Origin of the sequence: Lysinibacillus sp. NPDC097231 (assembly GCF_044761885.1) — a bacterium.
Classification (GTDB): domain Bacteria; phylum Bacillota; class Bacilli; order Bacillales_A; family Planococcaceae; genus Lysinibacillus.
Map to the genome: position 1 here is coordinate 24,158 of NZ_JBIWDH010000032.1, position 24,457 is coordinate 48,614.

The 24,457-nt window shown below is 34.4% G+C and carries 37 protein-coding genes; 9 read left to right on the forward strand and 28 right to left on the reverse strand.

Features of this window, described 5'->3' with window-relative positions:
• Positions 1–569: 569 nt before the first annotated feature.
• From ACIQXF_RS17355 to ACIQXF_RS17370, 4 genes are read right to left on the reverse strand one after another with little or no spacing between them, the layout of a single operon-like run.
• Entirely contained in the window at positions 570–1,076 is a 507-nt protein-coding gene (locus ACIQXF_RS17355) for a DUF4030 domain-containing protein (protein ID WP_402785138.1), read from the reverse strand.
• Positions 1,077–1,084: 8 nt separating this feature from the next.
• Entirely contained in the window at positions 1,085–1,609 is a 525-nt protein-coding gene (locus ACIQXF_RS17360; RefSeq protein ID WP_402785141.1) for a hypothetical protein, read from the reverse strand.
• Positions 1,593–1,859, reverse strand: a complete 267-nt coding sequence (locus ACIQXF_RS17365) for an RNA polymerase sigma factor (RefSeq protein WP_402785144.1) — start codon at positions 1,857–1,859, stop codon at positions 1,593–1,595. The genes ACIQXF_RS17360 and ACIQXF_RS17365 overlap by 17 nt, the downstream gene beginning before the upstream one ends.
• Before the next feature lie 2 nt (positions 1,860–1,861).
• Positions 1,862–2,110: an RNA polymerase sigma factor gene (locus ACIQXF_RS17370; RefSeq protein ID WP_402785147.1), complete on the reverse strand. Its 249-nt coding sequence runs from the start codon at positions 2,108–2,110 to the stop codon at positions 1,862–1,864.
• A 371-nt stretch (positions 2,111–2,481) separates the two neighbouring features.
• Between ACIQXF_RS17370 and ACIQXF_RS17375 the strand changes: the two genes are divergently transcribed.
• A complete protein-coding gene (locus ACIQXF_RS17375) occupies positions 2,482–2,625 on the forward strand; it encodes a YjcZ family sporulation protein (protein ID WP_402785150.1) in 144 nt (47 codons plus the stop codon).
• A 324-nt stretch (positions 2,626–2,949) separates the two neighbouring features.
• Here the strand turns inward: ACIQXF_RS17375 and ACIQXF_RS17380 are convergent, their stop codons facing one another.
• Complete coding sequence (locus ACIQXF_RS17380; RefSeq protein WP_402785153.1) at positions 2,950–3,240, reverse strand: DUF5316 domain-containing protein; 291 nt, start codon at positions 3,238–3,240, stop codon at positions 2,950–2,952.
• 125 nt (positions 3,241–3,365) lie between these two features.
• Between ACIQXF_RS17380 and ACIQXF_RS17385 the strand changes: the two genes are divergently transcribed.
• Positions 3,366–3,884: a hypothetical protein gene (locus ACIQXF_RS17385; protein WP_402785156.1), complete on the forward strand. Its 519-nt coding sequence runs from the start codon at positions 3,366–3,368 to the stop codon at positions 3,882–3,884.
• 134 nt (positions 3,885–4,018) lie between these two features.
• On the opposite strand, the gene ACIQXF_RS17390 is transcribed toward ACIQXF_RS17385, so the two are convergent.
• Positions 4,019–4,735 (reverse strand): polysaccharide deacetylase family protein, encoded by a 717-nt coding sequence (locus tag ACIQXF_RS17390; RefSeq protein WP_402785256.1) that lies wholly within the window; start codon positions 4,733–4,735, stop codon positions 4,019–4,021.
• Between the two features lie 176 nt (positions 4,736–4,911).
• Between ACIQXF_RS17390 and ACIQXF_RS17395 the strand changes: the two genes are divergently transcribed.
• Both ACIQXF_RS17395 and csaA read left to right on the forward strand, forming a co-directional pair.
• Complete coding sequence (locus tag ACIQXF_RS17395) at positions 4,912–5,400, forward strand: hypothetical protein (RefSeq protein ID WP_402785158.1); 489 nt, start codon at positions 4,912–4,914, stop codon at positions 5,398–5,400.
• Positions 5,401–5,468: 68 nt separating this feature from the next.
• Positions 5,469–5,801 carry a chaperone CsaA gene (gene csaA / locus ACIQXF_RS17400; protein WP_402785161.1) on the forward strand — a complete coding sequence of 111 codons (333 nt, stop codon included), beginning with the start codon at positions 5,469–5,471 and terminating at the stop codon, positions 5,799–5,801.
• A 326-nt stretch (positions 5,802–6,127) separates the two neighbouring features.
• Here the strand turns inward: csaA and ACIQXF_RS17405 are convergent, their stop codons facing one another.
• From ACIQXF_RS17405 to ACIQXF_RS17415, 3 genes are read right to left on the reverse strand one after another with little or no spacing between them, the layout of a single operon-like run.
• Complete coding sequence (locus ACIQXF_RS17405; RefSeq protein WP_402785164.1) at positions 6,128–6,409, reverse strand: hypothetical protein; 282 nt, start codon at positions 6,407–6,409, stop codon at positions 6,128–6,130.
• A gap of 6 nt (positions 6,410–6,415) precedes the next feature.
• Complete coding sequence (locus tag ACIQXF_RS17410) at positions 6,416–6,793, reverse strand: SHOCT-like domain-containing protein (protein WP_402785167.1); 378 nt, start codon at positions 6,791–6,793, stop codon at positions 6,416–6,418.
• Between the two features lie 13 nt (positions 6,794–6,806).
• Entirely contained in the window at positions 6,807–7,172 is a 366-nt protein-coding gene (locus ACIQXF_RS17415) for a DUF2089 domain-containing protein (protein ID WP_402785170.1), read from the reverse strand.
• Between the two features lie 284 nt (positions 7,173–7,456).
• Here ACIQXF_RS17415 and ACIQXF_RS17420 point away from each other — a divergent pair, with 284 nt between their 5' ends.
• Positions 7,457–7,678: a hypothetical protein gene (locus tag ACIQXF_RS17420; RefSeq protein ID WP_402785173.1), complete on the forward strand. Its 222-nt coding sequence runs from the start codon at positions 7,457–7,459 to the stop codon at positions 7,676–7,678.
• Positions 7,679–7,768: 90 nt separating this feature from the next.
• Positions 7,769–7,993 (forward strand): hypothetical protein, encoded by a 225-nt coding sequence (locus ACIQXF_RS17425; protein WP_402785176.1) that lies wholly within the window; start codon positions 7,769–7,771, stop codon positions 7,991–7,993.
• Between the two features lie 60 nt (positions 7,994–8,053).
• On the opposite strand, the gene ACIQXF_RS17430 is transcribed toward ACIQXF_RS17425, so the two are convergent.
• Together ACIQXF_RS17430 and ACIQXF_RS17435 are read right to left on the reverse strand one after the other, a co-directional pair.
• Entirely contained in the window at positions 8,054–8,692 is a 639-nt protein-coding gene (locus ACIQXF_RS17430) for an O-methyltransferase (protein WP_402785179.1), read from the reverse strand.
• Positions 8,679–9,047, reverse strand: a complete 369-nt coding sequence (locus ACIQXF_RS17435) for a hypothetical protein (RefSeq protein WP_402785182.1) — start codon at positions 9,045–9,047, stop codon at positions 8,679–8,681. Before ACIQXF_RS17435 ends, ACIQXF_RS17430 begins: the two co-directional genes overlap by 14 nt.
• 165 nt (positions 9,048–9,212) lie before the next feature.
• Between ACIQXF_RS17435 and ACIQXF_RS17440 the strand changes: the two genes are divergently transcribed.
• Positions 9,213–9,596, forward strand: a complete 384-nt coding sequence (locus ACIQXF_RS17440; RefSeq protein ID WP_402785185.1) for a hypothetical protein — start codon at positions 9,213–9,215, stop codon at positions 9,594–9,596.
• 88 nt (positions 9,597–9,684) lie between these two features.
• Here the strand turns inward: ACIQXF_RS17440 and ACIQXF_RS17445 are convergent, their stop codons facing one another.
• The 5 genes from ACIQXF_RS17445 to ACIQXF_RS17465 form a co-directional block, all read right to left on the reverse strand.
• Entirely contained in the window at positions 9,685–9,840 is a 156-nt protein-coding gene (locus ACIQXF_RS17445) for a hypothetical protein (protein ID WP_402785188.1), read from the reverse strand.
• A gap of 129 nt (positions 9,841–9,969) precedes the next feature.
• Positions 9,970–10,590, reverse strand: a complete 621-nt coding sequence (locus ACIQXF_RS17450; RefSeq protein WP_402785191.1) for an NAD(P)-dependent oxidoreductase — start codon at positions 10,588–10,590, stop codon at positions 9,970–9,972.
• 113 nt (positions 10,591–10,703) lie between these two features.
• Positions 10,704–11,090, reverse strand: coding sequence for a hypothetical protein (locus ACIQXF_RS17455; RefSeq protein ID WP_402785194.1), 387 nt, complete (start codon positions 11,088–11,090; stop codon positions 10,704–10,706).
• 292 nt (positions 11,091–11,382) lie between these two features.
• The gene (locus ACIQXF_RS17460) at positions 11,383–11,685 is read right to left on the reverse strand and encodes a hypothetical protein (protein ID WP_402785196.1); all 303 of its coding nucleotides are present in this window, start codon (positions 11,683–11,685) and stop codon (positions 11,383–11,385) included.
• A gap of 207 nt (positions 11,686–11,892) precedes the next feature.
• Positions 11,893–12,078: a hypothetical protein gene (locus tag ACIQXF_RS17465; RefSeq protein ID WP_402785199.1), complete on the reverse strand. Its 186-nt coding sequence runs from the start codon at positions 12,076–12,078 to the stop codon at positions 11,893–11,895.
• 186 nt (positions 12,079–12,264) lie between these two features.
• Here ACIQXF_RS17465 and ACIQXF_RS17470 point away from each other — a divergent pair, with 186 nt between their 5' ends.
• Positions 12,265–12,483, forward strand: a complete 219-nt coding sequence (locus tag ACIQXF_RS17470) for a transposase (protein WP_402785202.1) — start codon at positions 12,265–12,267, stop codon at positions 12,481–12,483.
• Between the two features lie 6 nt (positions 12,484–12,489).
• On the opposite strand, the gene ACIQXF_RS17475 is transcribed toward ACIQXF_RS17470, so the two are convergent.
• The 4 genes from ACIQXF_RS17475 to ACIQXF_RS17490 are packed head-to-tail and all read right to left on the reverse strand — an operon-like array spanning position 12,490 to position 14,922.
• Positions 12,490–13,173 carry a DUF1963 domain-containing protein gene (locus ACIQXF_RS17475; RefSeq protein WP_402785205.1) on the reverse strand — a complete coding sequence of 228 codons (684 nt, stop codon included), beginning with the start codon at positions 13,171–13,173 and terminating at the stop codon, positions 12,490–12,492.
• The gene (locus ACIQXF_RS17480; protein WP_402785207.1) at positions 13,163–13,738 is read right to left on the reverse strand and encodes a DNA-3-methyladenine glycosylase I; all 576 of its coding nucleotides are present in this window, start codon (positions 13,736–13,738) and stop codon (positions 13,163–13,165) included. Before ACIQXF_RS17480 ends, ACIQXF_RS17475 begins: the two co-directional genes overlap by 11 nt.
• 28 nt (positions 13,739–13,766) lie before the next feature.
• Positions 13,767–14,357, reverse strand: coding sequence for a class I SAM-dependent methyltransferase (locus tag ACIQXF_RS17485; RefSeq protein WP_402785209.1), 591 nt, complete (start codon positions 14,355–14,357; stop codon positions 13,767–13,769).
• On the reverse strand, positions 14,323–14,922 hold the full coding sequence (locus ACIQXF_RS17490; RefSeq protein ID WP_402785212.1) for a cysteine hydrolase family protein: 600 nt from the start codon (positions 14,920–14,922) through the stop codon (positions 14,323–14,325). The genes ACIQXF_RS17485 and ACIQXF_RS17490 overlap by 35 nt, the downstream gene beginning before the upstream one ends.
• A gap of 205 nt (positions 14,923–15,127) precedes the next feature.
• On the opposite strand from ACIQXF_RS17490, the gene ACIQXF_RS17495 reads away from it, so the two are divergent.
• A complete protein-coding gene (locus ACIQXF_RS17495; protein ID WP_402785215.1) occupies positions 15,128–15,304 on the forward strand; it encodes a hypothetical protein in 177 nt (58 codons plus the stop codon).
• A gap of 123 nt (positions 15,305–15,427) precedes the next feature.
• On the opposite strand, the gene ACIQXF_RS17500 is transcribed toward ACIQXF_RS17495, so the two are convergent.
• The 8 genes from ACIQXF_RS17500 to ACIQXF_RS17535 form a co-directional block, all read right to left on the reverse strand.
• Entirely contained in the window at positions 15,428–15,856 is a 429-nt protein-coding gene (locus tag ACIQXF_RS17500; RefSeq protein ID WP_402785218.1) for a hypothetical protein, read from the reverse strand.
• A 333-nt stretch (positions 15,857–16,189) separates the two neighbouring features.
• Entirely contained in the window at positions 16,190–16,846 is a 657-nt protein-coding gene (locus ACIQXF_RS17505) for a GAP family protein (RefSeq protein WP_402785221.1), read from the reverse strand.
• Between the two features lie 26 nt (positions 16,847–16,872).
• Positions 16,873–17,613 carry a MerR family transcriptional regulator gene (locus ACIQXF_RS17510; RefSeq protein WP_402785224.1) on the reverse strand — a complete coding sequence of 247 codons (741 nt, stop codon included), beginning with the start codon at positions 17,611–17,613 and terminating at the stop codon, positions 16,873–16,875.
• 17 nt (positions 17,614–17,630) lie between these two features.
• Positions 17,631–17,780 (reverse strand): hypothetical protein, encoded by a 150-nt coding sequence (locus tag ACIQXF_RS17515; RefSeq protein WP_402785227.1) that lies wholly within the window; start codon positions 17,778–17,780, stop codon positions 17,631–17,633.
• A gap of 851 nt (positions 17,781–18,631) precedes the next feature.
• A complete protein-coding gene (locus ACIQXF_RS17520; protein ID WP_402785230.1) occupies positions 18,632–18,796 on the reverse strand; it encodes a hypothetical protein in 165 nt (54 codons plus the stop codon).
• 545 nt (positions 18,797–19,341) lie between these two features.
• Positions 19,342–20,994, reverse strand: a complete 1,653-nt coding sequence (locus ACIQXF_RS17525) for a right-handed parallel beta-helix repeat-containing protein (RefSeq protein WP_402785233.1) — start codon at positions 20,992–20,994, stop codon at positions 19,342–19,344.
• 329 nt (positions 20,995–21,323) lie between these two features.
• Positions 21,324–22,226: an LPXTG cell wall anchor domain-containing protein gene (locus ACIQXF_RS17530; RefSeq protein ID WP_402785236.1), complete on the reverse strand. Its 903-nt coding sequence runs from the start codon at positions 22,224–22,226 to the stop codon at positions 21,324–21,326.
• Between the two features lie 108 nt (positions 22,227–22,334).
• Positions 22,335–24,017 carry a methyl-accepting chemotaxis protein gene (locus ACIQXF_RS17535; RefSeq protein ID WP_402785239.1) on the reverse strand — a complete coding sequence of 561 codons (1,683 nt, stop codon included), beginning with the start codon at positions 24,015–24,017 and terminating at the stop codon, positions 22,335–22,337.
• Positions 24,018–24,457: the final 440 nt, after the last annotated feature.

The following is a 24,457-nucleotide window of genomic DNA, read 5'->3' on the forward strand; positions in this document are numbered from 1 at the left end:
CTATTTTACAGGCAAATCACTATACAAACATAGCTATCAAATCATAGTAATAGTAGTGTAAAGCTAATTTAGCTTTGCACCTCCTAGTTTTGTGGTTCAGGGTCACTTTGGTTCGAGTGACCCTTATTATCTTCCTTTATCGCTACAAATAATTTTATATGTCACAATTTTTGTAGTGAATATGAAGGGGATTTCCTATGATAATTTTTGCGCTTCTTATTATTTGTTTTACTATAATAGTTATTGCCTTTGCGATAGCTTGGGCAATGATTGCTTCAAAAGGAACTAAAATAAAAGATTTATAAAAACGCATCGAAGAACTTGAAAGAAGCAAGTAAATTTCTTCAATCAAACAAGGAAAAATCGAGGCTTTTGATTAGAAACCTTTTTAGTTTATTCTACTAAAGAACCGGTTCATTTAAGTACAATCCTTCATAAACTCTTTCCTATAGTTTTCAGTCTGATGTGGAGCGCAGCCGATTTAAATGTGAACTAGTTTACCTTTCAAGTGCTAAATACAAATAAATAACTAAAACGCCAAACACCACAAGTAAGTGTTTGGCTTCTATTTAGTTTGTTATTTTAACAAATGATTTTTCATTCTTTAACAAGAATTGAATCGTATAATTGTCATTTTTAATTAGCTCTTTCGTTTCTGGTAAAGTTAAATATTTTTGTATAGCCAATTCAATTTCTTGAACTATTTCTTCAGAAGGTGGTTTATCCGAATCCGTTTTAAATGAAACATATGAATGTCCTTTCTTTACTTTATAAGAAACTTCTGTCAGTTGATAAGTCGATTTTCCTGCCATTCCATCATAAATATCTGAAGCAATATACGCCCAACGATTATCTTGTTGACGATGTTCAAAGTTGAAAGTATTCACTTCAATGTCTTTTACATCTAAATTTTGTGAATCTATTTCTTTCTCAATATCTGCAATAATTTTCGATGACTCTTGAATATGGTCAGGCATATCAATTAGGACAATGTTAGAAAACCATGTTTTTTTAAGACCTGCTAATTCATAATCTGCTTCTTCAGCATACCCATAGGATGCGAATACTCCCTTCACAATTTCTCTTACCTTGTTATAAAGATTGCTTTTGTCATCCCTTTGATCTTCGAAGGTGCTTCAGTTACTTCTGAAATCTTTAATTCATATTTGTCATAGCCATTTTCATATAGATAATTCGTTATCTTTGATTCAAGATCATCTGTTGCTTGTTTTAATGTAGAATCTTTCAAAATTAGTGAAATTTCAATTGTATATGGAGATGGATTTATCCCAACAAAATTAACAGTGTACCCTTCCTTTTCGACTAATTTAGCAAGTTGAGATGTTAAATCGGGATTATGCTGGCCACCTGAAAAACTAGGAGTAATAGAGATCGGTAAAATTTTATCTGCCATACTTGCCATTGTCGATGAGTAGAACGGTGAAGCGATGATAAATAACATACACGCTACAACAATCAACCCTTTAAAATTTCGCTTTTTATTTTCATGTGCATTCTCCAAAATTTTATTCCTAAGTTGGTATTTGGATGTTTCTGTTATTTTTAGTTCTTCTTCTAATTCCCTAAATTTTTCATCTAAGAATTTCATTCGTAACCCCTCCCCTCATCAATTCATTTTTCAGTTCAACTAAAGCTCTTTTTAAAGTCATTTTCACTTTACTTTCTGACCAGTTTAAAATAAGACTTGTTTCTGCTGTTGAAAATTCTTTTAACTTCCGCAAAATGATGACATGCCTATAAGAAGGTTTTAATTGTTGAATGGCTCTATATAATTGTTCAGTTTGAAAATTCATTTCTACGATTTGCTCAGGTATCGGCTTGTAGTCTTTCTCTTCCATTGTTAAGCCAAAATAATGTTGGAACGGGTGTTTTTTCGAAAATAGTCCTTTGTCACATTATGTGCAATTGAAAATAACCATGTTTTCACGGCTGATTTATGTTCAAATTGCTCTTGATGTCTAAATGCTTTTATAAAAGTTTCCTGTGTTAAATCCTCTGCTTGTTGATAGTTTCGTACCATTAAAAATATGTAGGTTAGAACCGATTCTCCATATTCATCAAACCATTTAGGTAATTCCTCTTGTTCCAAAACTGCTCCCCCTTTTCTATACACTTAGACGCAAATTAAAATGAACTCGTCACGTTTTATACAATGAAACTACAAAAAGTATAATCAGTTATCATTTCCCCATTCAAAAGTTCAAATAATACTTTTATTCATTAAAACTCGCAGGAAATTCGCTATACAAAATGATAGTAGTATAAAGCTAATTTTGCTTTCCTCGTTAAAAATTTGTTACTAGGAGGCACTTTTGTGTGAGTGTCCCCTTTTAATTGTCTATTTCCTCCTCATCTGTCATGACTTTAATATTTTAATATTTCTTTTACACTTCTAGATGAATAACATCTTTGCTTTCCATCACTATACATATTATAGATTGTAGAAAGGAGGGATATTTTATGGGATACTGGCAAGGAAATGTTGGTGGCATAAATAATGGATGTTGCTATTACGGTGGCGGCTATCGTAATGGTTCAGCATTTGCCTTAATTGTTGTTCTATTCATTCTTTTAATCATTGTCGGTGCTACTTTCTTATACTAATCTTTAGTATTCCCTATGATATGTATCTGAATATGCTTTAGTTTCTATTCTGATTATCATAATGGAAAAAGATATAGTGCCTTTCATCATTGTCACAATCAATATATTTTTATAAACCTAGTAGACGCCATACAAACAAAGGAAAAGTAGGCTATCGCACCAGCCCTACCCACTCCTAATACAAAAAGGTCACTATTGCCAAGTGACCTTTTTGTCGTATCAAGCATTACCCTTGTAAAATTTATAAATTAATGTGCATCAATTATTTTCACTCAGAGCGCTTTCCGAGAGCTTGCTTCAATCTTCGAGGCATCCAATCCAATTTCATTTATTTAAATAATAAAAGAAAACCATAACAATAATATTTGGTAAAGCAATTAGTAATGAATTTTTTGTTACGCTATTGCGTTCGTCCCTATTTTCAGTTGTTTCGGTAGCTAAGTTTGCTCTCATCCTATCCCCACTAACCATAGAGCCTGAAAGTATAATGGAAATGCCAATGAAGATAAAGCCAATCGTTCCTGGAATGACATAAATCTTTTCCATTCCCCACAAAATCATCGATAATAACACACCGACTAGTGATACGAGAACACCAATTAATAAATATCTCACTCTAACACCCCCTCTTTATTCTACGGTCAATTACCAGGTTTTGTTTCAATTTTGCAAATTGTAATTTGATAATTCTCATGCATTTGGGAATATTACTTCTAAAGATACTTCGAGGTGATCCCAACATGAACAGGTCTATTGCTCTTTTCTTAGTTTCATTTTGTTTATTAACGGTGGATGCAAATGCAAAGGATAAACCCAGTCCTTATGAAGACATTTATCCCCAAACAGGATATAAATCAGTAGAAGAAGCATTGGATGATTTTGAGCAACATTTAAATCAAAAAATAAAGCTACCGCTTAGAGTACCTCCAATAAGCTTTACACATCATTTCGGACGATTTTCCGACTCGAAATATGAAGACAATGATGCATTTGAAGTGAAATATATTAATGATCAATCTCCTGAAAATCATTATAAAATCGACATTCGCAAATATAAAGTGCCCATAAGAGAAAAATATGTATTATCAACATTTGAATTAAAAAATGGAATTATCGCTACTTATATAACAATTGCAGGTTTTAATGTGCTTGTTTTCGAGAGAGGTGATTTGCAGTATATGTTAAGTATTGACCAACGCGTTTCAGATAAAGTCACTCCTGAAATCTTAGTCGACATCGCCAATTCTATTGATTATTAAATATAGTTAGCCTTGGTTAAAAAAAACATATACCTCCTTCTAAATATTTGATCAAAAATTACAGCACTAAAATTGCATTTAGCCATGTAGATTTTAGTGCTGATGGAATCAATTTTTTTCAGCAAAATCGTGTTTTATTTCTCATCTGTATGATTTGATTTTTGGATTTCAATAAGCTCAGAAATGGTTACAAATTTATAGCCCTGTTTTTCAAGTTCTGGTATGATTTTTTTCATGGCTTTCACTGTTTGTTCCCGATTTCCACCACCGTCATGAAATAACACTACACTTCCAGGCTTTGCACCCTTTAAAACGGTATTGATGATCTTTCTTTCGCCAGGACTTTTCCAATCAAATGTATCTAAATGCCATGACCACATTACGACTTTATATCCTTCTTTAACGATGGCATCGATCATGGCATCCGTGTATTGGCCTTCAACTGGTCTAAATAAAACAGGAGAATATCCAGTTATACCATAAATTGTGGCATGCGTTTGTTTTATTTCTTTTATTAAATTGGCCACATTCGTTCTGAAAGGATGTGTATAGGTGTGAATGGCAAGTTCGTGTCCTTCTTCGTGTACGCGTAAAGCAAGCTCAGGGTTTTTTTCTGCATTTTCGCCCACAATAAAAAATGTAGCCTTAGCATTGTATTTGGATAATATATCTAAAATCTCAGGTGTATACTTCTTATGAGGACCATCATCAAAGGTTAAGGCAATCACTTTTTCATCCGTTTTTATATCCCATAAAATTTGTCCTGCTTCTTCGTAATACCTCCGTCCTTTGTCTGCATAAGATTTTTCAGTGACAACAAATATTAATAATCCCAATACACATACTGAAATCAACAGATAATATTTCCTCAAGTTTTCACCTCCTGCAAATAATATCTATTCCTTATTATTTGAGGTTTAAAGTAAAAAATGCTTTAATTTTTGGATTATTAACTGTATAAAAAGCCATTTATTGTTCTACATAATTCGCTTCCAAATGTTATAGTATTAGGGAGGAGTGTGATTAATTGTTAGTAAAGGTTAAAAAACAAGATTTGACAAGCACCACTATTAGCCAAAGCTGCTTTCAGCCATTAATCGATATTTATAAGAGCCGAGCAGCAGAAGAAACAAATCTTAGTATTGAACAAATGAAAGAACAATTTTACGAAGAACTGACTCAAGGCCAAAGTGCTCTGTTTATGTTTTATGTTTATGCTAATCATGTTAGTAAATCGGTTATCGAATTTTATTGGTGGAATGCTTATTTTATGGCACAGCCTAAAAGCTGGTTAGCACTTAAAGCAACGTTCAAGTATTTTCATGATGAACCTTTTCTTTTACTCCTTGAGAAAATTGAGGAGATCCTTAAACAGCATAATCACCCTAGTACATTAGAGAATTTTTCAATTACTCGTGATGGCTTAAGTCAAAATACGGAGCTCCAAGCATCCATAGCATCACTTTATGAAGAATTTTACAATATTTATCCGATTACAATTGAAGCAATAAATTGAAAAGAACTTACAAGAATTTGTGCAACTTGAAGATTAGTCAAAATCCATTACACTTAAGGAGTATGTTTATGGCAACTATAGAGGACTTTATGAATCTGGATATAAGAGTTGGAACAGTTATCGAGGCACAAGAGCTTCCGAAAGCAAGAGTTCCTGCCATTAAAATGAAAATAGATTTTGGAGAAACTATCGGAATTAAGCAATCATCTGCGCAAATTACTAAACGCTATACGACAGAAGGTATTGTTGGGAAGCAAGTAGTAGCTATTGTCAATTTTCCACCTCGCCGTGTAGCAGGTTTTAAATCTGAGGTTTTAGTGATAGGTGGAGTTCCTGTTGAAGGTGATGTCATTCTATTAACCCTTGACCAGCCTGTGCCAAATGGAACTAAAATTAGTTAAAGAAACGTAAAGTCTTTTTGCTAAATGTAAGAGACTTTTGTCGTTTCAACTGAAATATTTTTATTTAATATTTTGTGGACGTATAACTAAATAATATAGCTACTCAATCATAGTTATAATAGTATAAAGCAATGTAGCCTTATACCTCCTAACTTGACACTAAGGGTCACCATGTGGCCCTTTTACAATTTCTTGAAGGTTGAAGCATCATTTTAAACAACTATATTTTTAACCCCGTCCTACATTTAGAACGGGGTTACATTTGTTTGATCTTTTAAAATTTTTTATTGTATGCGAAGAATAGGCTTTCTCGTCAGGTGTATTTATTATAGTCTAACCTTTACTTCAGTACCGTCCTTAGCTTTAACATCTACTAGCACGATGCCCTTATAATTTTTCAGTTCCTTGACGATAGGCTTTAGCGTTTTTTTGTCTATTAGCGGAAAGGTAAAGTCCAGTTTTTTTCTTTCGAAGTGCCCTTTTGTCCATTTGTTTGCACTTTGTTGAAAAAATTTTGAAGACAAAATTGAAATAACAATGTTTAACATAGCATATGGAATTGGGATGGAAAACCAAACGTCTTTTGCTTTCACTTTTACATGCATCATAAACAACTATTCAATGATGATCGAAACGGTGTCCCCGTTTGCCGATTGAATATCAACAATTTGACCATCTAATTCGTTTTCAATTGCTTCAATAATAAGATTGATATCTATATCTTTAGCGTACTTTTCCGATTGAGGAATACTCGCTGCGATGCTGTGTCCCGCTAGTAATACAGCCTTAACTAGTTTGATAGGCAAATTGACCTTGACGTTATCATTTTCGGCTGATTCAACACGAACTTTCAATATTTTATCTAAGTATTGAGTCGGTTTTTCACTTGTTTCTTCTTTCTCCTGTAATACTTGAATCAATTCTGATCCCTTTTCTGCATCAATCTTCCCCTCTTGAACCATTGCTAACACTCTTGTAATTTCCTCTTTCATGATAAATTCCTCCCTATACCTCTTTTAAGAGCTTAATGGCTTCTTCTGCTGTGATTTCGCCATTTTCCAACATGCTGACAACTTTTTTCTCGTCTACTTCATTTTTCTTCTTCTGCACATATCCAAGGGATGAAATAATGTCTGTTAGCTTGCCCCTAACCGTTGGGTACGAAATCCCTAGTTCTTTTTCAACATCTTTAATATTCCCTCTACATGTTAAAAATACTTCCACAAAATGAAGCTGATCCTTTGATAAGGATGCCAACTTAGATAATTCAAATTCATTTTCAATCGTAGTGTGACAATGAGAGCAATGTAACTTCGTAATTTTCAATGTTTTACTGCAGACCGGACAATTCGTAATTACTTTATAAGCCATTATGCAATTCCTTTCTTTTAGTTGATTTCATTATACAACAGCAAATCGAAAATACAAATAAATAAATTCAAATTATTTATAGATAAAAATCAATAAAATTAATTATATGATTAATTTTATTAATAACCCCTTTTCAGTATTCATTATCTTCACCATAATGGTTGAAATTATAAAAACCCCCCTGGCCAGCTATTTTACTAATAATATCCAAAATATATCATGTACTCCCTAGTTATTTTCCAATAAAATGTAAATTGAATATACATAGATTTGAGGGATATCTGATGGAAAATGAAAAGAATAGTAAACCCATACTCATAACAATCGGGTGGATTTCCGCATTGTTTGCATTTGTCTTTTTCCAACTATTTTACGGTATTGTTGCCATCTGTATGGGCATTGTTTTAAGAAAAGATTATTATGCAAAAAAGCATGGACTTGTGCTTATAATTGTAGGTATTATTGGTGGAATTATCGGTTGGATACTGAATTATTTATATATCTAGACAATGACAAAACCTACATATTCGTTTGTTGGATCTGACATTGTATTCGCATCGATAAAGAAAAAATAGTCATGGATTTGAGGTAATTTGATGGAAAATGAGAAAAATAGTAAACCTATACTCATAACAATCGGGTGGATTTCCGCATTGTTTGCATTCTTCTTTTTTCAATTATATTGCGGTATTATTGCCATCTGTATGGGCATTGTTTTAAGAAGAGATTATCATGCGAAAAAGCATGGACTTGTGTTAATAATTGTAGGTATCATCGGTGGAATTGCTGGCTGGATACTCAATTATTATTTATACATGTAGACAAGAGAAAAGCACTAACAAAGCTTATACATCATCTGTCAGTGCCTCGGAAATGAATGGTTATTTCTTCACTTTTGACAGTGTCATACCATCACCAATTGGGATAATAACAGACTCTAATTGAGGGTGGTTTGCTACTGCTACATTAAATTTCTTCATTAGTTCTGTATAGCGCTTTGACTTGGCACTTGGATCTGCTACACTACCAGCTGCAAGGACATTATCAGTAACGATAATAGCGTCGGAACTTGCAAGCTTTACACAATAATTAAGGTAATTCTCATAATTATCCTTATCCGCATCGATAAAGAAAAAATCGAATTGTTGCTTTTGCTGCACTAGCTTTTCAAGACTTTGCAATGCAGGCCCAATCATATAGGTCACTTGTTCACCAAAGCCTGCCTTCATTAAATTGGCATTAGCTAACTGTGCATATTGTTCCTCTAATTCCAGGGAAGTTAAAGTTCCAGCACTACCGAATCCTCTAGCTAGACAAATTCCACTATATCCCCCGAGAGCCCCTATTTCAAGGACGTTTTTAGCTTTTGTCATCGAGACAAGCATTGTTAAAAGTTTTCCAGAAGAAGCTGAAACAGAAATGGCGGGCATTCCGTTTTCTTCAATAGACGAAATAACGTTTTCCAACATTGTGTCTTGTTTATGGAAAACCGTATCGATATAACTATTAATTACTTTCATTCAGATCTTTCCCTTCCTCGTCATTCCCTAATGTTGCCTCACTGTCAATCGTTGAATTGTCATCTTCTGTCATGTTGGAAGTTTCCATTGTTTCACTTTCATGTATTTCAAACAATTGAGTAAATTCATTGATGACCATATCAATGGCCTTTAATTCCCCTACTAAAATTGGCTGAATCGATTGAAACTCCGGCTGCTCTAATTGTTGCTTAATCGTTGTACGTTTAAGATTCATCATCTCTAAAAAAGCAATGGCTCTTCCACGACGGAAAGTTTTTGGTCCATGTTGTTGTGAGCCATCTCTCCCTCTATGACGCCCCCCACGGTGATGTCCTTCTTTTCTAAATTCTCTCATTGTCATTCTCCCTTCTTTGTATACAATTGTATACGTTTGATTACAATAAAAGTGTATACAATTGTATACATTTTGTCAATTACGAGTATATCCTATGTACTTTACATATTTTTTCCATTAGACTTTACATAACAGACGTTACTAATGATTGGAATGGGTGATATTTTGAAGATTAAAAACTCTTTATTATTTGCGGCCTTGCTTTGTTTTTTGATAGTTGGTTGTAATGAAGCAGTAACTGTTACTTCTACCTCTAAAAAACCTGATGCTGCAGAGATTTTACGTTTGCAGAACGATGCAGATTTTTTTCAATGGGAAGGAAGCTTTTATCAAACGAATATTGAATGGATAGATGAGCTTGAACTGCATGAAGATCAACAAATTGGTGAGATTGAGTTTCATGCAACAAAAGCAGAGGAATTTAAAAATGGTGCAGCTAACCATCTACCAATAGGTGCTAAGGTTTATTCTGTACAAGAACGTAATGATATTTTAATTGTCAAATACGATCATATTGTGAAGCGATATTTAGCTCACTCTGAAGGCTAAAATACTATACGAGGGAAAAAGTCTATCACTTTCTTTGTTGAAGCTAACCCTTCTCTTTGTAGCGCTACTATAGAAAAATAAAAAGACGTCAATAAGACGCCTTTAAAGTTTTATCAATCTCTTCAATTAACCTGTCTACTTGCTCTTTTGTTATTTTAATAACGTATATTTGTGCCGTATCTTCACTATCGCGTATCTTTAGGTGTTTGGGATATTTTACTGCAAACGATATATCTTTCTTCATAGCCATCACCTCTTAAAAGATATATTCGATATAAAGTATAATTCACCTTCTATAAAAAGGAAAATATTCAATACATTTTACTCTCTTTATTATAAAGGACTAGTGAAAGATTATTAATATTATGAGATATTAGTAAGCAATCCCTACGCGCGCTTTCCAATAATCCTTGCTGTCAATTTGCTGATAGGTAAATTCTGCTGTATCTGCTACTGATATTTCAGCCCCACCTTCAGGTAAAAAGCTTCGTTCAACACGATAGTTGCCAGTATATTCACCATCAGGTAAGTATGTAGGACAGACAATGGTCCAATTGGCTATAGATTGCTTCAATAATTCATAGACCTGATGATGCTCCTGTGCAGCGAAGGTTAATTTTCTTTTTGATTCACTCGATTGATAACGTAATATACTTGGTGTCACACGACTTTGCAAAATACCTGCCGTACCAACTGTAATAATCCTTGTTACTTGTTCTTTTGCCATTGCGTCAAGAATTAGTGGCATACTTTTCGTTAATGTATTTGTACCATCTGTGTTTAAGGCACTGATCACAATATCTATATTTGTCATGACTTTTTCGATAGTTTGTTTTTCCATGACATCACCTTGCATCATATGGAAATTTGCATGACCTATTTTTAGCTTATTTGGATCACGAACTAATGCTGTCACGTGGTGCCCATCTCGTAACGCAAGAGAAACTATGTGGCTCCCTACTCGCCCTGTGGCACCTAAAACTAAAATTCTCATAATACCTCACCTCATTATTTAGATTTTAACATACAAAGTTTCTCACCAAAAAAGAAACAATAAAGAGGACACGTCTCAAAGAGAGTGCCCTCGTCTATAATTTTCATCCACTTTCAAATGTCTATAAGCTGCACATAAACGATAAAGAAATGAAGATTGTTATTCTTAGCGATGCTATTCACGATATTTTGGATTTCGCTTTCTGTGCTACTTTCGATTTTATTTAAATTATGTAATTGTATGGTCATTATTTGATTATTTGGAGATTCAATTAAATAGCCAATCGTACTATCTGGATAATAGCCTGCAGCTCGTAGCGCTACGATTGTTTTTTTAGTAAAATCTGAAGTTTGTAATTTTTCGCCAATTTCTTCTGCATAATTTGTGTCGGGAATATTGTCAATGGATTGTTTGAATGAAGGCTGATGCGTATTGATTAGGACGATCGTGATGATTATCAAGGAAAATAAAGTCAGCAAGCTTTTTATTAATCCTCTCATATTTTCTCTCCAATTCATCTTTTTACTAACATACGCTTGTTATCACCTGATTGGATGCAAGATAATGGAATTTTATAAAGATGACGAACGCTGTATTGTAAAGTGGAAAAATGCTTCTATCATGAAGAGAGTGCCAAAAAATCGATGCAATTTAGAAAAGATACTGGATAATTTATGAGTTGGTTTCATACAAGTAATCATTACTGCGTTTATTTACTATTAATCTACCTGATTTATTTGCCAGGCCTTCAAAGTAGCCTGGCACAATCTTTGTTAATCCTTCATGATAGGATTATTTGTTTATAATTACTTTAACAACAGGTTCTAATTTTCCTACATACGTATCTCCAAGATAATCTACATCTACCACGACAGCACGTGGCACGAAGCGTTGGATGCTGTCAATAAGGCGTGCGGTATTACGTCTTTTTACAAGCTGAAAAGGTGTAAGAGAATCAGGTCGAAAACCAAATTCTCTATATAAAGGGTAAGATATTACGAAAGTAGATAATATTAAAGCTACATTTTGTAATATTTCATCAACGCCTTTAGCACTGAAATCAATGTTGCTTGTGGCGGTTACTTGATGCGTCATCCTATCAACCTTTCTTCTACGATACATTCAATGATGTAAGTAAATTTCCTTTTACCATGTGAGCTTGTTTCTATGAAAAAAGAGCACTTTGTTATTTATGCTGGATGCTTAAAAGTTATGAACGATTCATCACATTCTTTTATATGTACCTCAACGATTTTTCTCTAAACAATTTGTACACCAAGGCGAAATTGATTGAAATTCACATTATCTTATGGCTGCATAATAGATGACATACAACCAACTAAAGCAACCATGAATAATGGCCCACAATATAGAATGATTGACACTCCAAGAAATAGTAATGGCTAATACAGCACCAAATCCAATCCCATTCTTCACTACTGTTTTATTTTCCATTTTTCTCACCCTCTTTTCTGATTGCTTTCTCATGATCCTTCCCCCTCAAAAATAGATTGGCCACAGACCCTCCCTACAAACGTTTGAGAACTCGATCTATGTTTATTAACGATTCGACAAGGGCATCATTGTAAAAAAGGACGTGATGATATGAGTTTCTTCATAATACTTGCCACTGTTTTCATTCCTACAGTTATGCTATTTCTACAATCTAAAAGCATGAAATTTCGGTTCTTTTTCAATGTAGCCGCTGTCGTTGCGACAATCATTTTTGGATGTATTGCGGCAACATCTATCTATCAAGTTATTGCCGATGATGCTGTATTTATGACAACAATCCATGCAATCTTTTTGAATCCTTTTTTCCTTATTACTGGTGCTTATCTTGGCGTATTTCTCATTTATAGATTGCTGCTATTAGCTATGCACGAGAGATGATTACGGTTAATAAAAATCACAATAAACACGCCAGTCATTTAGCTGTTCATTAAAAAAGAAATAGAAATTCCCATTATCGACAATATTGAAGTAAGCCTTCTCATCCGATGCAATTTGTAAGACAAATGGATATTCCTCGCCAAAGTCATGACCACTTTGACAAAAAGCTGGATAGCCACCTATTTTATGAACGGCGTATATTTCCTCCACGATATCATCAAAGTATTCTACCTCTTCCTCGTGTTCAAGCCTTAAAATTTCATCCTCCACATCAGATGGAATCCCTCCCCCATCCCATGCTGGATAATCATTGTCAATCAACCTTGGAATAAGTGGGAATGCACGAATACGGTCATGCTGCCAATTTCGCGCTATCAAGCCTTCTAGTGATGCATAGGCTCTTATGTCAAAAAAACGACTAAGATCATCTTCTACTAGGTGATCAAATAGGTCCTCGTGGATAAATAACGTCAACAGCTCCACATGTTGCAATGACGCTGGTACATATGGTAGCTCTTTCAAAAACAGAGTAGCAAGCGGCTGAAACCCTTTAGGCCACTGTTCCTCGGGCAATGACCACCCTACACAACCAATCCAGCTTTCAAGAAGGTCATGAGTAGGTTTAACGCCACCTGTTGTAAAGATCGTTGCCTGTCTCACTAGCTGTGCCTTGATGTCATCAATGTTCATTAGCAGGCTCCTTACTCCGACAAAAACAATCTGCTATATGATCATTAACCATCCCTGTTGCCTGCATAAATGAGTAACAAATGGTACTGCCGACAAATTTAAAGCCGTCTTTTTTCAATTGCTTGCTCATTCGATCGCTAATCTCTGTCGTGACAGGTACTTCAGCTATAGACGACCACTCATTGATAATCGGTTGGTGATCCACAAAACTCCAAATATAATGAGAAAAGGAGCCATATTTCTCCTGGATTTGTAGAAAAGCTTGTGCATTCGAAACAACACTCGCAATTTTTAGTTTATTTCGAACAATACCAGAATCCTGACGAAGCTCCTCTAGCTTGTCCTCCGTATAAAGAACGATTTTCGAAGCATCAAAATGGTCGAAAGCAGCTCGGTAGCCCTCTCTTTTTTGGAGGATTGTCCACCAGCTAAGCCCAGCCTGTGCCCCTTCTAGACATATCATCTCAAATAAATGCTGATCATCATAGATGGGTACCCCCCATTCTTTGTCATGATAGTCAACATATAAAGGCTCATCTAACTTTACCCAATCACATCTTTTCAATATAAAACCTCCATTTTCCTATGTATCATTATTTAGTGCCTGTAATACAAAGCCATCCTTTATTTTCAATCATATGAATTGATTGAAACCCAACACTTTCGAATAACTGCTTAATTTCAGATTTTGTTTTATAAGCATTCATATGATAATTAATTTTATAGAGCTCTGAGATAATAATAAACTTCCCGCCCCTCTTCAACACTCTAAATACTTCTTTCACATCATTCCCTAAATCTGGCCAAAAATAATGTGTTTGAAAGGCTGTAATCGTATCGAAAAACTGATCCGTATACGGTATGCTTGAAACACTTGCTTGCGTCACAATGACTTTACCATTTGCGACATCCATTTTATTTGTTCTTATGGAATCCTTGACAGCCTGCTCAGAAAAATCTATACCATAGATTTTACCACTTGGATTAATTTTCGATAACGTTTGAAGTGTTTTTCCACCTCCACAGCCAATATCTAATACAATATCGCCATCATATACATTTCCATTCTTGATCAACCATTTATTCATACCACTATGTGCCATATTCATAATTCGTAACATCAAGGACCCTACGAATCCTTTTGGTTTCTTAGCCTGCTGGATTAATCTTTGCAAAATGGTCATTTCGGTTTCCCCCCTCGTGACTTTTACTTTCAAAAATCTGCTGTGAAGTGTAGATTAAAACGTCTTGTGTCGCTAATTTGGATAAGGCCATGTTCCTACTGTTATCCGTTGCACCTGCGACGGCATCTTCTACTACGGTAACCGTAAAATTTCTGGAAAGTGCCCCGTTCACCGTTGCAGAAACACAACCTTCAGAAAATACACCTGTTACGATTAATTCATGAATATCGTTATTGCTTAAATACGTCGCTAGGTGTGGATTACTAAAGGCATCCGCTTTATTTTTTGAAAAAGACACACCTTCTACCTGTAATAAGCGTTTATCGTACTCTGCTCCCTTACTTCCCTTTAATGCTGTGAATTTTCGTAAAAGATTTGAAAATAATTGCGTCCATTCAAATTCATTTCTAATATAGATCACCGGTACATCTAACCCTATAGCTTTTTCTATGAGGTCATTAATGCACTTTAATAGAGGCACGATTTGCTGCTTTGCTACAGGCATTCGGGCATGTTCACTGAAGTAATCTTGTTGAATATCTAGAACGAGTAACGCTTTTTTCATGTACGAACCTCCAAACATTTTCTTATTATTTACGTTTATTTACATTATAAGTTTCATATTTTCACCATTTATTCTACAAGCTTAGAGAAAACAGCTTTATTATAAATCAACAGTATCTATATGTCGGAGCAATCATCAAGTGGAAAATAACCTTCAAAGTTGTAGGCAAAATACAGACTTACTTTTAAAGTGAGTCTTTTCTTTTATGAAGGATGTTTTTTTCAAATACGATTTAACATTTGAATCTATTGGCAATGTGCCCGTCGAAAAAATTATTAATGCAAATCAAGAAGTAATTGGAAAGGGCCAATTTATAGCTGTTATTAAACCAAATTGGAATGAATACGTAGATACATTATATATATTGTTTGAATGTAAATAATCTATCGTGCTTTACAAATAATAAGATAAAAAGGAAAGACTACAGGCAAACTCTCAAAATTTTTGAGTTTGTCTATAGTCTGTCATAACTTTTAACTTTAAAAGTGGGATTTATCCAATCAGTTTATTCTTTCTTCTCTGCTTCAATAACAAAATCTATATATGGTTTTTCATCAACTACAACAGAAATTTTCCAAAGCCCTTCTTTATCAAGTCCAAACTTTGCCCCACTCTGTTTGTTTTCAATTGCCCATTCGTAAAGTTTTACAGTTTCTCCTGTATCCTTATGTGTTGCTGTCATTTTATAATTTTTACCGTTAAAATCTTTTTCTAAAAAATAGAGTTGATATAGTCTTCCTTGGCCACCAGCTGGAAACTCTGGCTCATCGCTTTCCCCATTAACTTTTATTATACCGAATTTTCCTTCTAATCCATGTAAAGTCATCTTATCTTTAGTAAAAGTCGGGCTCGTTTTCCAGTCAGCTTTTCCATCTTCTGAGCAGCCTGACAAGATTAAACACACAATAAAGAACAAGGTAATCATTTTCCTCAATGTCGTTCCCCCCTTAAAACTGCCATAATATTTTAAGTACTGCCTTTTACTAGCCTGTTAATATTTTACCACAAGTATCCAATAACAGGTGTCTGTCTCTTTAATTGAACAGTACTGCTGGAGTTAAGAAATGGAAAAACCCTATATTAATACAGGGTTATATCAAACTTTGTTTAAATTATCAATCACTTTTATAAAAACAGCTCTAGGCATTTCGATAATTTACTAAAAATTGTATTCTGTGAAACATGTCTTTCAAAGCCTCCACAAATGTTAATTTCTGTTTTTATTCGTCTTATAACTTTTAGTATCCGTGACATTCACAAAGACTTATTATAGATAATCTATAGTGTAAAATATTAATATTACTCCAACTATACACATAATCCAGGATAAGGCAGAACCTGAACTGCTTGATATTTTATTCCGAAGATTAATTAAGGTAGGGTTTATCAACCTCCCAAACAATTTATATCCTAAAAATATAAGCAGAGCTGGTAGAACCATAATAATATTGTATACTGCTATAATTGAAATCCGCTGATAAAAAGGTATATCTATTGTCGTTAATAAACCAATGGCGGAAAAATACGGTAAAGCCATGCCTGCCTCAATGATAAAAGTCGTAACACCAATAATAATAATGGAGAATAAGCTTTGTGTTTTAGGCTTTGGAATATTACTTTTTTTATTTGTGGGGATGAAAAAGCTAGCAGTAAATAATATCACCCCTATTATGAAGATTCCCCAGCTAAATATTTTATTTTGAAAAATAGTTGAGAATGCTTCCATAATAAAATTTAGACCTAACATCATGATGATACCTAATGAAAAATACAGTAGCACAATCGTAAATAGATATGTCAATAATCTTGATGTTAAATTTTTATTGTCTGTTAAAACCAAAAATAAAGTAACACCAATAATTGTAGGGCTTAATGTATCTACAAGAGCTAAGCCACCCAAATAAATTAATATCTCTGTTCCCATATTCCCCTCCATATGTGTTCAAATCACTATGATTTATTATCAAGATAATGTATATACGCCTTTTCCAAAAAGTTAAGGATTTCTTGATCCATTGGATATAGGTTATATTTTTTTGATTCCTCGGGTGACATTCTAATGTCCCAAAGTTTATCTAAAAAAGCATCTTCGTCATTAAAGTCTTCACCTTTTTTTACATCCATTCTCTCAATGATATTTTGTATTCGTGAATTACTATAACCAAGGTGCATATATTTTTTTAATTGCCCTACTAAAGCAATCCACTCTAAAGAGTCTGGATCGCTACTAGCCATTTTTGGAAGCTTTCCTAGTACTTCCGTATTTTTAACATTTAATTCGTTTCGATTATATTTTAATACTTCTTTAGAATCCTTATTGTTATATAAATCCATGATTTTTTTAATCCTAAATTCTTCCCCATCAATCGCTATACCGTTTATTAGTTCTCTTAAACTAAGTTCTATCTTTGAAAGACGGTCTTTTTCACTTATCACATAAGATAGTTGTTTCATTAGACTATTAGACCAATCCCATTCTTCGGACTCTAACATAATTTTGATTTCGCTTAATTGAAATCCTATAGTTTTTAGGAATTGTATTTGCTGAAGTTTCTTTAACTCATTGTTTGAGTATAATCGGTGACCTCCTTCAGTTTTTGATACAGGTTTCAGAAGTCCTATTTTGTCATAAAATCTCAAAGTTCTAACTGATACGCCGCTCAACTTCTTAAATTCGTTAATATGATACAAGCTAATACCCTACTTTCTTATTCATCTGTATTATTAAAAAACATGATTTTTAATACGTAACCAATCCCCAAGCCAATTAGCACCCCTGGAAAAGCATTATCAAAAAATAAACCGACTCCGGCTCCAATAATAACAAAAGCATAAATAATAATATCGTCTTTCTTCATAATAGAATTCTCCTTTTAAATTAGTGTTTAAGTAAAAGCTCTAATAACAGTATAAAAGATGACGTAAGGTCACTTTCAAGCATTACATTGCATAAAATTTGAAACTGACCTTACGCCAAGGAGGGAGGAAAATGATTAAACAAATAACCATTATCTATTTTTAGTACTAATTATGTTTGCAGGCTGTTCAAAAGGAGAGGAAGAAGTAGAAGTAAATAAAGAATCCGATAAAGATAAATTTTGCAAGTACAGATGTTGTTTTTTCGCCAAGCAAAACTAATGAAATAAAAGCATATTTAACGGCTAAAGATGACGGACCGGGTACAATTCATTTTATGGAATTGAATATTGATGTAAAAAACAACCACAAGTGGGAATGTATCAGTAAATTTTGATGAAGAACAGCCTAATTTTAAATTAGATATCCATACAAACAGTGGTAGACAATCCATTGACTTACTCTATACAGCAATCTACAGACAAAAAAGGGATTATAAAGTTTCTTAGGTGATGGTGGTCATAAGATGCAAATTACAACAAAGTCAGGAATTATTAATTTGAATTAATGGAGGGTAGAAGCATAAATATTTAAAGTTAAATATGTTATGCCTTCTCTTTTCAATCAAGTAAATACTTCTAATCTTAGTAACTATCCCGATTAATAAATCTAAGATGTATGAAAAAAGAGGATATATGCTCATATCTTGAACATAATATCCTCTTTAGACTATTTAATTTTAGAAACACCTGTGATTACCACCTATTATCAAAATGTGAAATGCGACATCCTGTTCTCAAATATTATTTATGCAATGTGTCAAAGTCAAACTTCTCATTCCTTCGACATTTTTCTAATTAAAATATGTAATGTTTGAAACATTTCGTTCGCGCTCGTCTATCACTAAATTGATAATATATGCTAGCTGTTGCTCGATTCTCATATTGTTGAGACGAAGGATATCCGCGATAATATTTTTTTCACTTTCATCCAACTCCACCTTCTCTAGCATTCTCATAATTTCTTCTTTCGAAAGCCCAACCATTTCTTCACCTCTAGTTCTACCATAATTTATTATTTTAAAATCATTATGCTTATTTCTAAATTAATGCACTCACACTACATTAAATGAATCATTTTTACTAATTATAGGATAAAACATGGAAATTAATCAATCTAAAACTCTCATTAAATTAACAATATTTTTACCACCCTTAATAATCATTGTTATTCTTATTATAATTTTAACAAAATCAAATATATTACATAATTAATTATAAGAATTTTGAAGCACTTTGTCGAATTTTAGCATTCTACGTCATTTTAACAAACAATCTATTAATTGAAGTAATTATTTCCGCATAATTTTGCACATCTATTTTTATATTGGGTATTTTACAACCAGTCACAAGATTCATCCTAAAAAATCCCCATATATTTCAGAAAAAAGACTGTATACCTATTACCCTTTTTTTAATCGTTGAAACTCCCCTTTGCCTTTTTCCATAAAAAAAGTAATTTCAACATAATTGAAACTACTTGCCCTTCTTCTATATTCAGTTATCAAATTGTTTTTTTAATATTATTTTTTTGGAGAATCGAGTTTACTTGTTGTAAAACATCAACAGATATTTGCAGTTGTTTATTTAATTTTTGCATATTGATTGGCTCAGCTTGATTGAACAAGTTTAAGATGCGCTTAGTTCTGTCGCTAATAGTTGCAGGTAAACTAACAATTTTTGATGACGTGTCACTCCTCCATTGAGTCCCCTTCGTACTTCCTAGAATATATAATTGACTCCTCTCCTGCACAATAGCTGGCGTCTTTACAGCCGTTACATCCGTGTTCACCATCTCAAGTAAGGACTGATTAGACATTGCTAAAAACGTACGATCCATTTCCTCGATCAAACAATGCTCAATGCGCCCCATGGACTTATCGGACCAAATGATGGCATAGGGACTTTGTCTACAGTTCGTAAATGTACTATTCGCAACTTCAAAAATAGCATCAATACAAGTTATTGCGTTTCCAATAATGTCATCAAATGTACAGTTATCAGTAAAAAGACGAGCATTATTTATATAAATATGATGACTTTCCAGCTCTCGAATGGTTGTTTGATGAAGTGTAATCTTCGCGTGATCATTGCCATAAATACCACCTGCTTGCCCACATTGAATCAAGGACTGATTAAGCTGTAAGCCACTTGCATCAATGATAAAGTGAAATTGCTGATGGTCCTGGATATCGCACTCTGCCATGGAAACATCTGCTTCATTGACCATCGTTACGCCTGTTGCCTTTCCTTTAGTAATCGAGCATTTTCGAATCTCTGCCTGACTATTTTCGATGAGCAGTTGGGATTTACTATGCTGATCAAGACGACAATCATACAATTTCGCCTCAGATTTCTCTCCAAGATAAATGCCATTCCCCTGTCCCTCTGAAAAGATAGAATCTGTGATGACTATCTCACTTTTATGCACAACCAAGTTTGTATCCACATGTTGCTTTACTTCACAGCCATCCATCGTCAATTTTGAGTCATCCAAAATTTGAATGCCTAAATCTTGGCCCTGATGAATGAGTGTATTTGTCATAAAAATTGAACTGCAGGCTACAACCATTTGTGCTTTTTGATGCCCATGAATTTCACAATCCACAATGTCCATTTTGACATTGCGAACTGCAAAAATGCCATTCGCCTTCCCTTCCAACAGTATACAATTAGTCATCGCGATTTCACTATTTTGCAAAATGATTTGAGCCTTCACATGATGCTGGAATGTCGAATCCACAAGGATCACACTTGAACCATTATCGATGCGCAAACCATAATGATTTAGTGGGCTTGCGATAATATCCACGTTTTTCATCATTAGACTGCCAAAGCTAACGGTCACCTGTGTTTGCACCAGTTGCTGTTCAATCACACAGTTTTCAAGCTGCAAATCCCCTTTTACATAAATACCCTGCCCTTGCAAAAAGCGTAGATTCCGCATATTTACAAGTGTCTGGTAGCGAATAAACACACCACCCTTAATGATCACATTGCCCACTCCGTAAAGGGTAAGCCTTTTGGAAATCTCAAAGCTTTCTTCATATAATCCATCCCGAATTTCAATAAAATCTCCCGCTTCTGCAGCTTCAATCGCCTGCCCAATACTTTGGTAACGGTGCATAATACTCCTCTTCACAACAAGTGTCGCCATCTCCACACTCCTATCGAAGCTTATTCATGAATTCATGAATAAATCGCCGGTTTTAATCTATTTATATCCCCATTGAACTTCCTATTATTCAATTTTGTACAAATAATTTGCAGCTGGTACTGTGGGGGGAGATAATTGTTAGAAAGAAATATGCTCATTGCTTAAGTAAGATAAAACTATTGTTATTCAGCAAATAGACAGTGTGCCTTTGTTATAAAACAAGATTTAAGTGATCAACTTCAAACTACACCGATAGAAAATCAAATTGTTTTATAACGAAAAAAAACCAGCAATGACACGATTCCTCGTTAATTGCTGGTTTCATTCAATCAATATTTTTTTCGTTTCATAAACACAAAACCGATAATGACAACTAGTAGTAAAATAACTGCAACAATCCATACTGTGCTGGTGCTTGATGTTGTGTTGTCAGTTGCTGCCGCTGATTGCCGTTGTTCTTTTGGTGTAGCGTTTGCTGATTGTACTACTTTTGTGTCATCTGAAGTTGCCTGGGTATTTGATTTTATTTGAATATATTGTAGTGTTGGCGTATTGGATGACTGTTCTTCATGATGAGAATTGCCATGGTCGTCATGATCATGTTGATGGCCACCATCTGATGTTAGAATCGATTTTTCTAGTGTTTGACCAACCCAGCTTTTTGCATCTGTTGAATCTGCAAAAATTCGTGGGTGACCTGAAAGCATGTACGTTATGCCACCAATGACTACTCCCGTCTCATCACCTGTCACTACATCCTCAATCGTACCTGTTGGACCTTCAGTGAAGCCACCCATTTGAATCAATGTGTGCCCACCCATATCCACGTCTAGATTTTCGGATAAGAAGGAAATATACTCCTCTTTCGTTAATGTTGCATCTGGCTTTTCAAGAGTTAGTTTATGATGAAATAGTGCTGTATTAATTTCTTTATAGGTAATGTCACCCTCAAGTGAAGAAACATAATCCTCATTTTTCGCCGCTTGGGCTAGCTCATCGACAGTTGCGCCTTCAAGACCAAAGTAGCCTCCTACCCAGCCAGCAAAATCTTTTCGTGCGAGTTTTTCTGTCGGGTTTAACGCCATATCTTGACCATTATAGCCAAGTAATCCAATGCTATGCAGCACCATTATGTCCTGTATGTTCGGTGCAGTTTCTTGCACATCAGAAAAAAGCATACTTTTATCCATCGTATGAGCGTAGGCTACAGGGGCCATAAATAAAGTACTCATTAGTATTAATAGTAAATATTTTCTCAAAATGATTCCACCCTCCAATACAATAGTATACAGCCTAAATGTGATGAAAGTATGAAATCCCTACAAATATAATAATATTACTTATAATTTAAATTTTCGAATAAGCTCGTTTAAATTCTCTGCCATGTCCGCTAAATTTACTGAACTATTTTTGATTTCGTCCATAGAGCTTGCTGTCTGTTCGATAGTTGCGGAAGTTTCTTGAATGCCTGCAGCGGATTGTTCTGAGACAGCTGCAATTTCGTCTACTGATTTATGAATAGTAGTAGTATTTTCTACGACTTCCTCTAACTTAGTCGATATATTCTCAATGTTTGTTGACATTGAGTAAACAGCTTCGGCAATCTGGCTGAAGGTTTCATTTGTAGAAGTAATTTGTGTTGTACCTTTTTCAACCTCTCCATAGCCATTTTCTAGTGAAGCTGTAACCACGCTGGAATCCTGTTGAATTTTTTGAACAATGCCCGTAATATCGTCAACCGAGACGGCTACTTGTTCAGCGAGTTTACGAACCTCATCTGCAACAACGGCAAAGCCTTTACCATGCTCTCCTGCACGAGCCGCTTCAATAGCAGCATTTAGTGCGAGTAAATTCGTTTGCGCAGCTATATCCTGTATCACCGCTACAATTTTTGAAATTTCCTGTGTTTGTTTACTTAGTCCGTCCACTTTATAAACAGCATCTTTTACTATATGATGGATGGCTGTCATTTGCTCTGTAGAGGCGTCCATTAAGTCTTTCCCCTCTTTTGTCAATGCCATAACTTCTTGGGAATACTGATGGACATCCTTACTGCTGTTATTAACATCTGTCATTTTTAAAGTGAAATCTGTCATAGTTGTGGCTACATCTGATGCATTGCTTGCCTGTAGTTCTGTACCACTTGCAATTTCAGTTACAGTATCGACAATTTGCTCCGTACCTGTCTTTACCTCTGTCGCTGATTGCGTAAGCTCTTCACTATGTGCAGCGACGTCGTTTGATACCGTTTGGATTTGCTTTAATAAACGATTCAAAATATCAGACATCGTATTCGTCGCTTCCGTAAGTTTCCCTACCTCATCTTTTGATGTAACCGAAAGTGCTGGCTCACTTAAATCTCCTTGCGTAATTCGTTGCATACGATTTGTCACAGTGATGATTGGTCTTGAAATAACGCGAGCACTTAACACCGCAGTTATAATCGAAACGATAACAATGACAATTCCAACGATAATACCTGTAAGCTGCTTACTCTTTCCTGCTGTAATAATGTCTGCGCCTAACGTATTAATCGATTGCTTACGATGCTCGGCTAATCCCTCATAGCTTTCACGTATTTCCGTAGCCCTATCACTCACAGTCGCTAAATTTTTCGTTGCAAGTTCTACTTGGCCTTGATCATAAACTGCAAAAACTTCTTTTTGAATATAATTGCTCCATTCCTTCGCCATTTCCGCAGATTTATTGAATTCTGTTGATTCTGATATTGCTAAACGTATTTTTTCATTGTCCAATGCACGCGTTACATTATCATCAAAAATTTTCTTATATTTTTCATCACCAGAAAGCACATAGCCCCTAGCAGCTGCAATTCTTAAAGCAATGGTTGAGGATAACTCATAATCTGTAATTAATAATTGTAATTCTTCATCAATGATTTGTTCCGTTGCTCTGTTGCTTTGGATAATTGCATAGGAATTGTAACCTATGTATAAAACCACTACAGCTACTACAATGCTGAAGGAAAAAACGATTCTTTTACTAATCGACTTAAAATTCATCTCCAAATTCTCCTCATTTCTGAATGCTATTTAATTGTTGACAAATCTTTATTATTGTTACTAATAATCTACCATTTTTCAAATGAACTAGGTTGATTTGAGATTTTTTTCTATATATATAGAAATAACTAGCCAATTTTTGTGTAATTTTCAGCATAAATTAATATTAAAATATATGAACTGGAGAACTACTATCAATACACTCAATGAGATTTTTTTACTAAAAAAAGAACAGCATCAATAATGAGCTGTTCCCTTCTGTTCTTTAATTCCAATAGATCAATTATGCCTCGGCATAATTGCGTCTGGATTTTGAATTGTGACCGCATAATTCATTCCATTTATTTGAAAATAATTCAATACGCATCGTCCAAGTGGAGTTCGCTAGGGTTAATAGCTTTTTGCTTGGTTTCATTGCAGTTTTGCTCGGCCCTAGTGCA

Coding starts and splice junctions, on each gene's coding strand:
- ACIQXF_RS17360 (WP_402785141.1), bottom strand. CDS start 1,609: ATGAAATTCTTAGATGAAAAATTTAGGGAATTAGAAGAAGAACTAAAA.
- ACIQXF_RS17365 (WP_402785144.1), bottom strand. CDS start 1,859: ATGGAAGAGAAAGACTACAAGCCGATACCTGAGCAAATCGTAGAAATG.
- ACIQXF_RS17375 (WP_402785150.1), top strand. CDS start 2,482: ATGGGATACTGGCAAGGAAATGTTGGTGGCATAAATAATGGATGTTGC.
- ACIQXF_RS17385 (WP_402785156.1), top strand. CDS start 3,366: ATGAACAGGTCTATTGCTCTTTTCTTAGTTTCATTTTGTTTATTAACG.
- csaA (WP_402785161.1), top strand. CDS start 5,469: ATGGCAACTATAGAGGACTTTATGAATCTGGATATAAGAGTTGGAACA.
- ACIQXF_RS17405 (WP_402785164.1), bottom strand. CDS start 6,409: ATGATGCATGTAAAAGTGAAAGCAAAAGACGTTTGGTTTTCCATCCCA.
- ACIQXF_RS17410 (WP_402785167.1), bottom strand. CDS start 6,793: ATGAAAGAGGAAATTACAAGAGTGTTAGCAATGGTTCAAGAGGGGAAG.
- ACIQXF_RS17415 (WP_402785170.1), bottom strand. CDS start 7,172: ATGGCTTATAAAGTAATTACGAATTGTCCGGTCTGCAGTAAAACATTG.
- ACIQXF_RS17420 (WP_402785173.1), top strand. CDS start 7,457: ATGGAAAATGAAAAGAATAGTAAACCCATACTCATAACAATCGGGTGG.
- ACIQXF_RS17425 (WP_402785176.1), top strand. CDS start 7,769: ATGGAAAATGAGAAAAATAGTAAACCTATACTCATAACAATCGGGTGG.
- ACIQXF_RS17430 (WP_402785179.1), bottom strand. CDS start 8,692: ATGAAAGTAATTAATAGTTATATCGATACGGTTTTCCATAAACAAGAC.
- ACIQXF_RS17435 (WP_402785182.1), bottom strand. CDS start 9,047: ATGAGAGAATTTAGAAAAGAAGGACATCACCGTGGGGGGCGTCATAGA.
- ACIQXF_RS17445 (WP_402785188.1), bottom strand. CDS start 9,840: ATGAAGAAAGATATATCGTTTGCAGTAAAATATCCCAAACACCTAAAG.
- ACIQXF_RS17450 (WP_402785191.1), bottom strand. CDS start 10,590: ATGAGAATTTTAGTTTTAGGTGCCACAGGGCGAGTAGGGAGCCACATA.
- ACIQXF_RS17455 (WP_402785194.1), bottom strand. CDS start 11,090: ATGAGAGGATTAATAAAAAGCTTGCTGACTTTATTTTCCTTGATAATC.
- ACIQXF_RS17460 (WP_402785196.1), bottom strand. CDS start 11,685: ATGACGCATCAAGTAACCGCCACAAGCAACATTGATTTCAGTGCTAAA.
- ACIQXF_RS17465 (WP_402785199.1), bottom strand. CDS start 12,078: ATGAGAAAGCAATCAGAAAAGAGGGTGAGAAAAATGGAAAATAAAACA.
- ACIQXF_RS17470 (WP_402785202.1), top strand. CDS start 12,265: ATGAAATTTCGGTTCTTTTTCAATGTAGCCGCTGTCGTTGCGACAATC.
- ACIQXF_RS17475 (WP_402785205.1), bottom strand. CDS start 13,173: ATGAACATTGATGACATCAAGGCACAGCTAGTGAGACAGGCAACGATC.
- ACIQXF_RS17485 (WP_402785209.1), bottom strand. CDS start 14,357: ATGACCATTTTGCAAAGATTAATCCAGCAGGCTAAGAAACCAAAAGGA.
- ACIQXF_RS17490 (WP_402785212.1), bottom strand. CDS start 14,922: ATGAAAAAAGCGTTACTCGTTCTAGATATTCAACAAGATTACTTCAGT.
- ACIQXF_RS17495 (WP_402785215.1), top strand. CDS start 15,128: ATGAAGGATGTTTTTTTCAAATACGATTTAACATTTGAATCTATTGGC.
- ACIQXF_RS17505 (WP_402785221.1), bottom strand. CDS start 16,846: ATGGGAACAGAGATATTAATTTATTTGGGTGGCTTAGCTCTTGTAGAT.
- ACIQXF_RS17515 (WP_402785227.1), bottom strand. CDS start 17,780: ATGAAGAAAGACGATATTATTATTTATGCTTTTGTTATTATTGGAGCC.
- ACIQXF_RS17520 (WP_402785230.1), bottom strand. CDS start 18,796: ATGAGAATGCTAGAGAAGGTGGAGTTGGATGAAAGTGAAAAAAATATT.
- ACIQXF_RS17525 (WP_402785233.1), bottom strand. CDS start 20,994: ATGGCGACACTTGTTGTGAAGAGGAGTATTATGCACCGTTACCAAAGT.
- ACIQXF_RS17530 (WP_402785236.1), bottom strand. CDS start 22,226: ATGAGTACTTTATTTATGGCCCCTGTAGCCTACGCTCATACGATGGAT.
- ACIQXF_RS17535 (WP_402785239.1), bottom strand. CDS start 24,017: ATGAATTTTAAGTCGATTAGTAAAAGAATCGTTTTTTCCTTCAGCATT.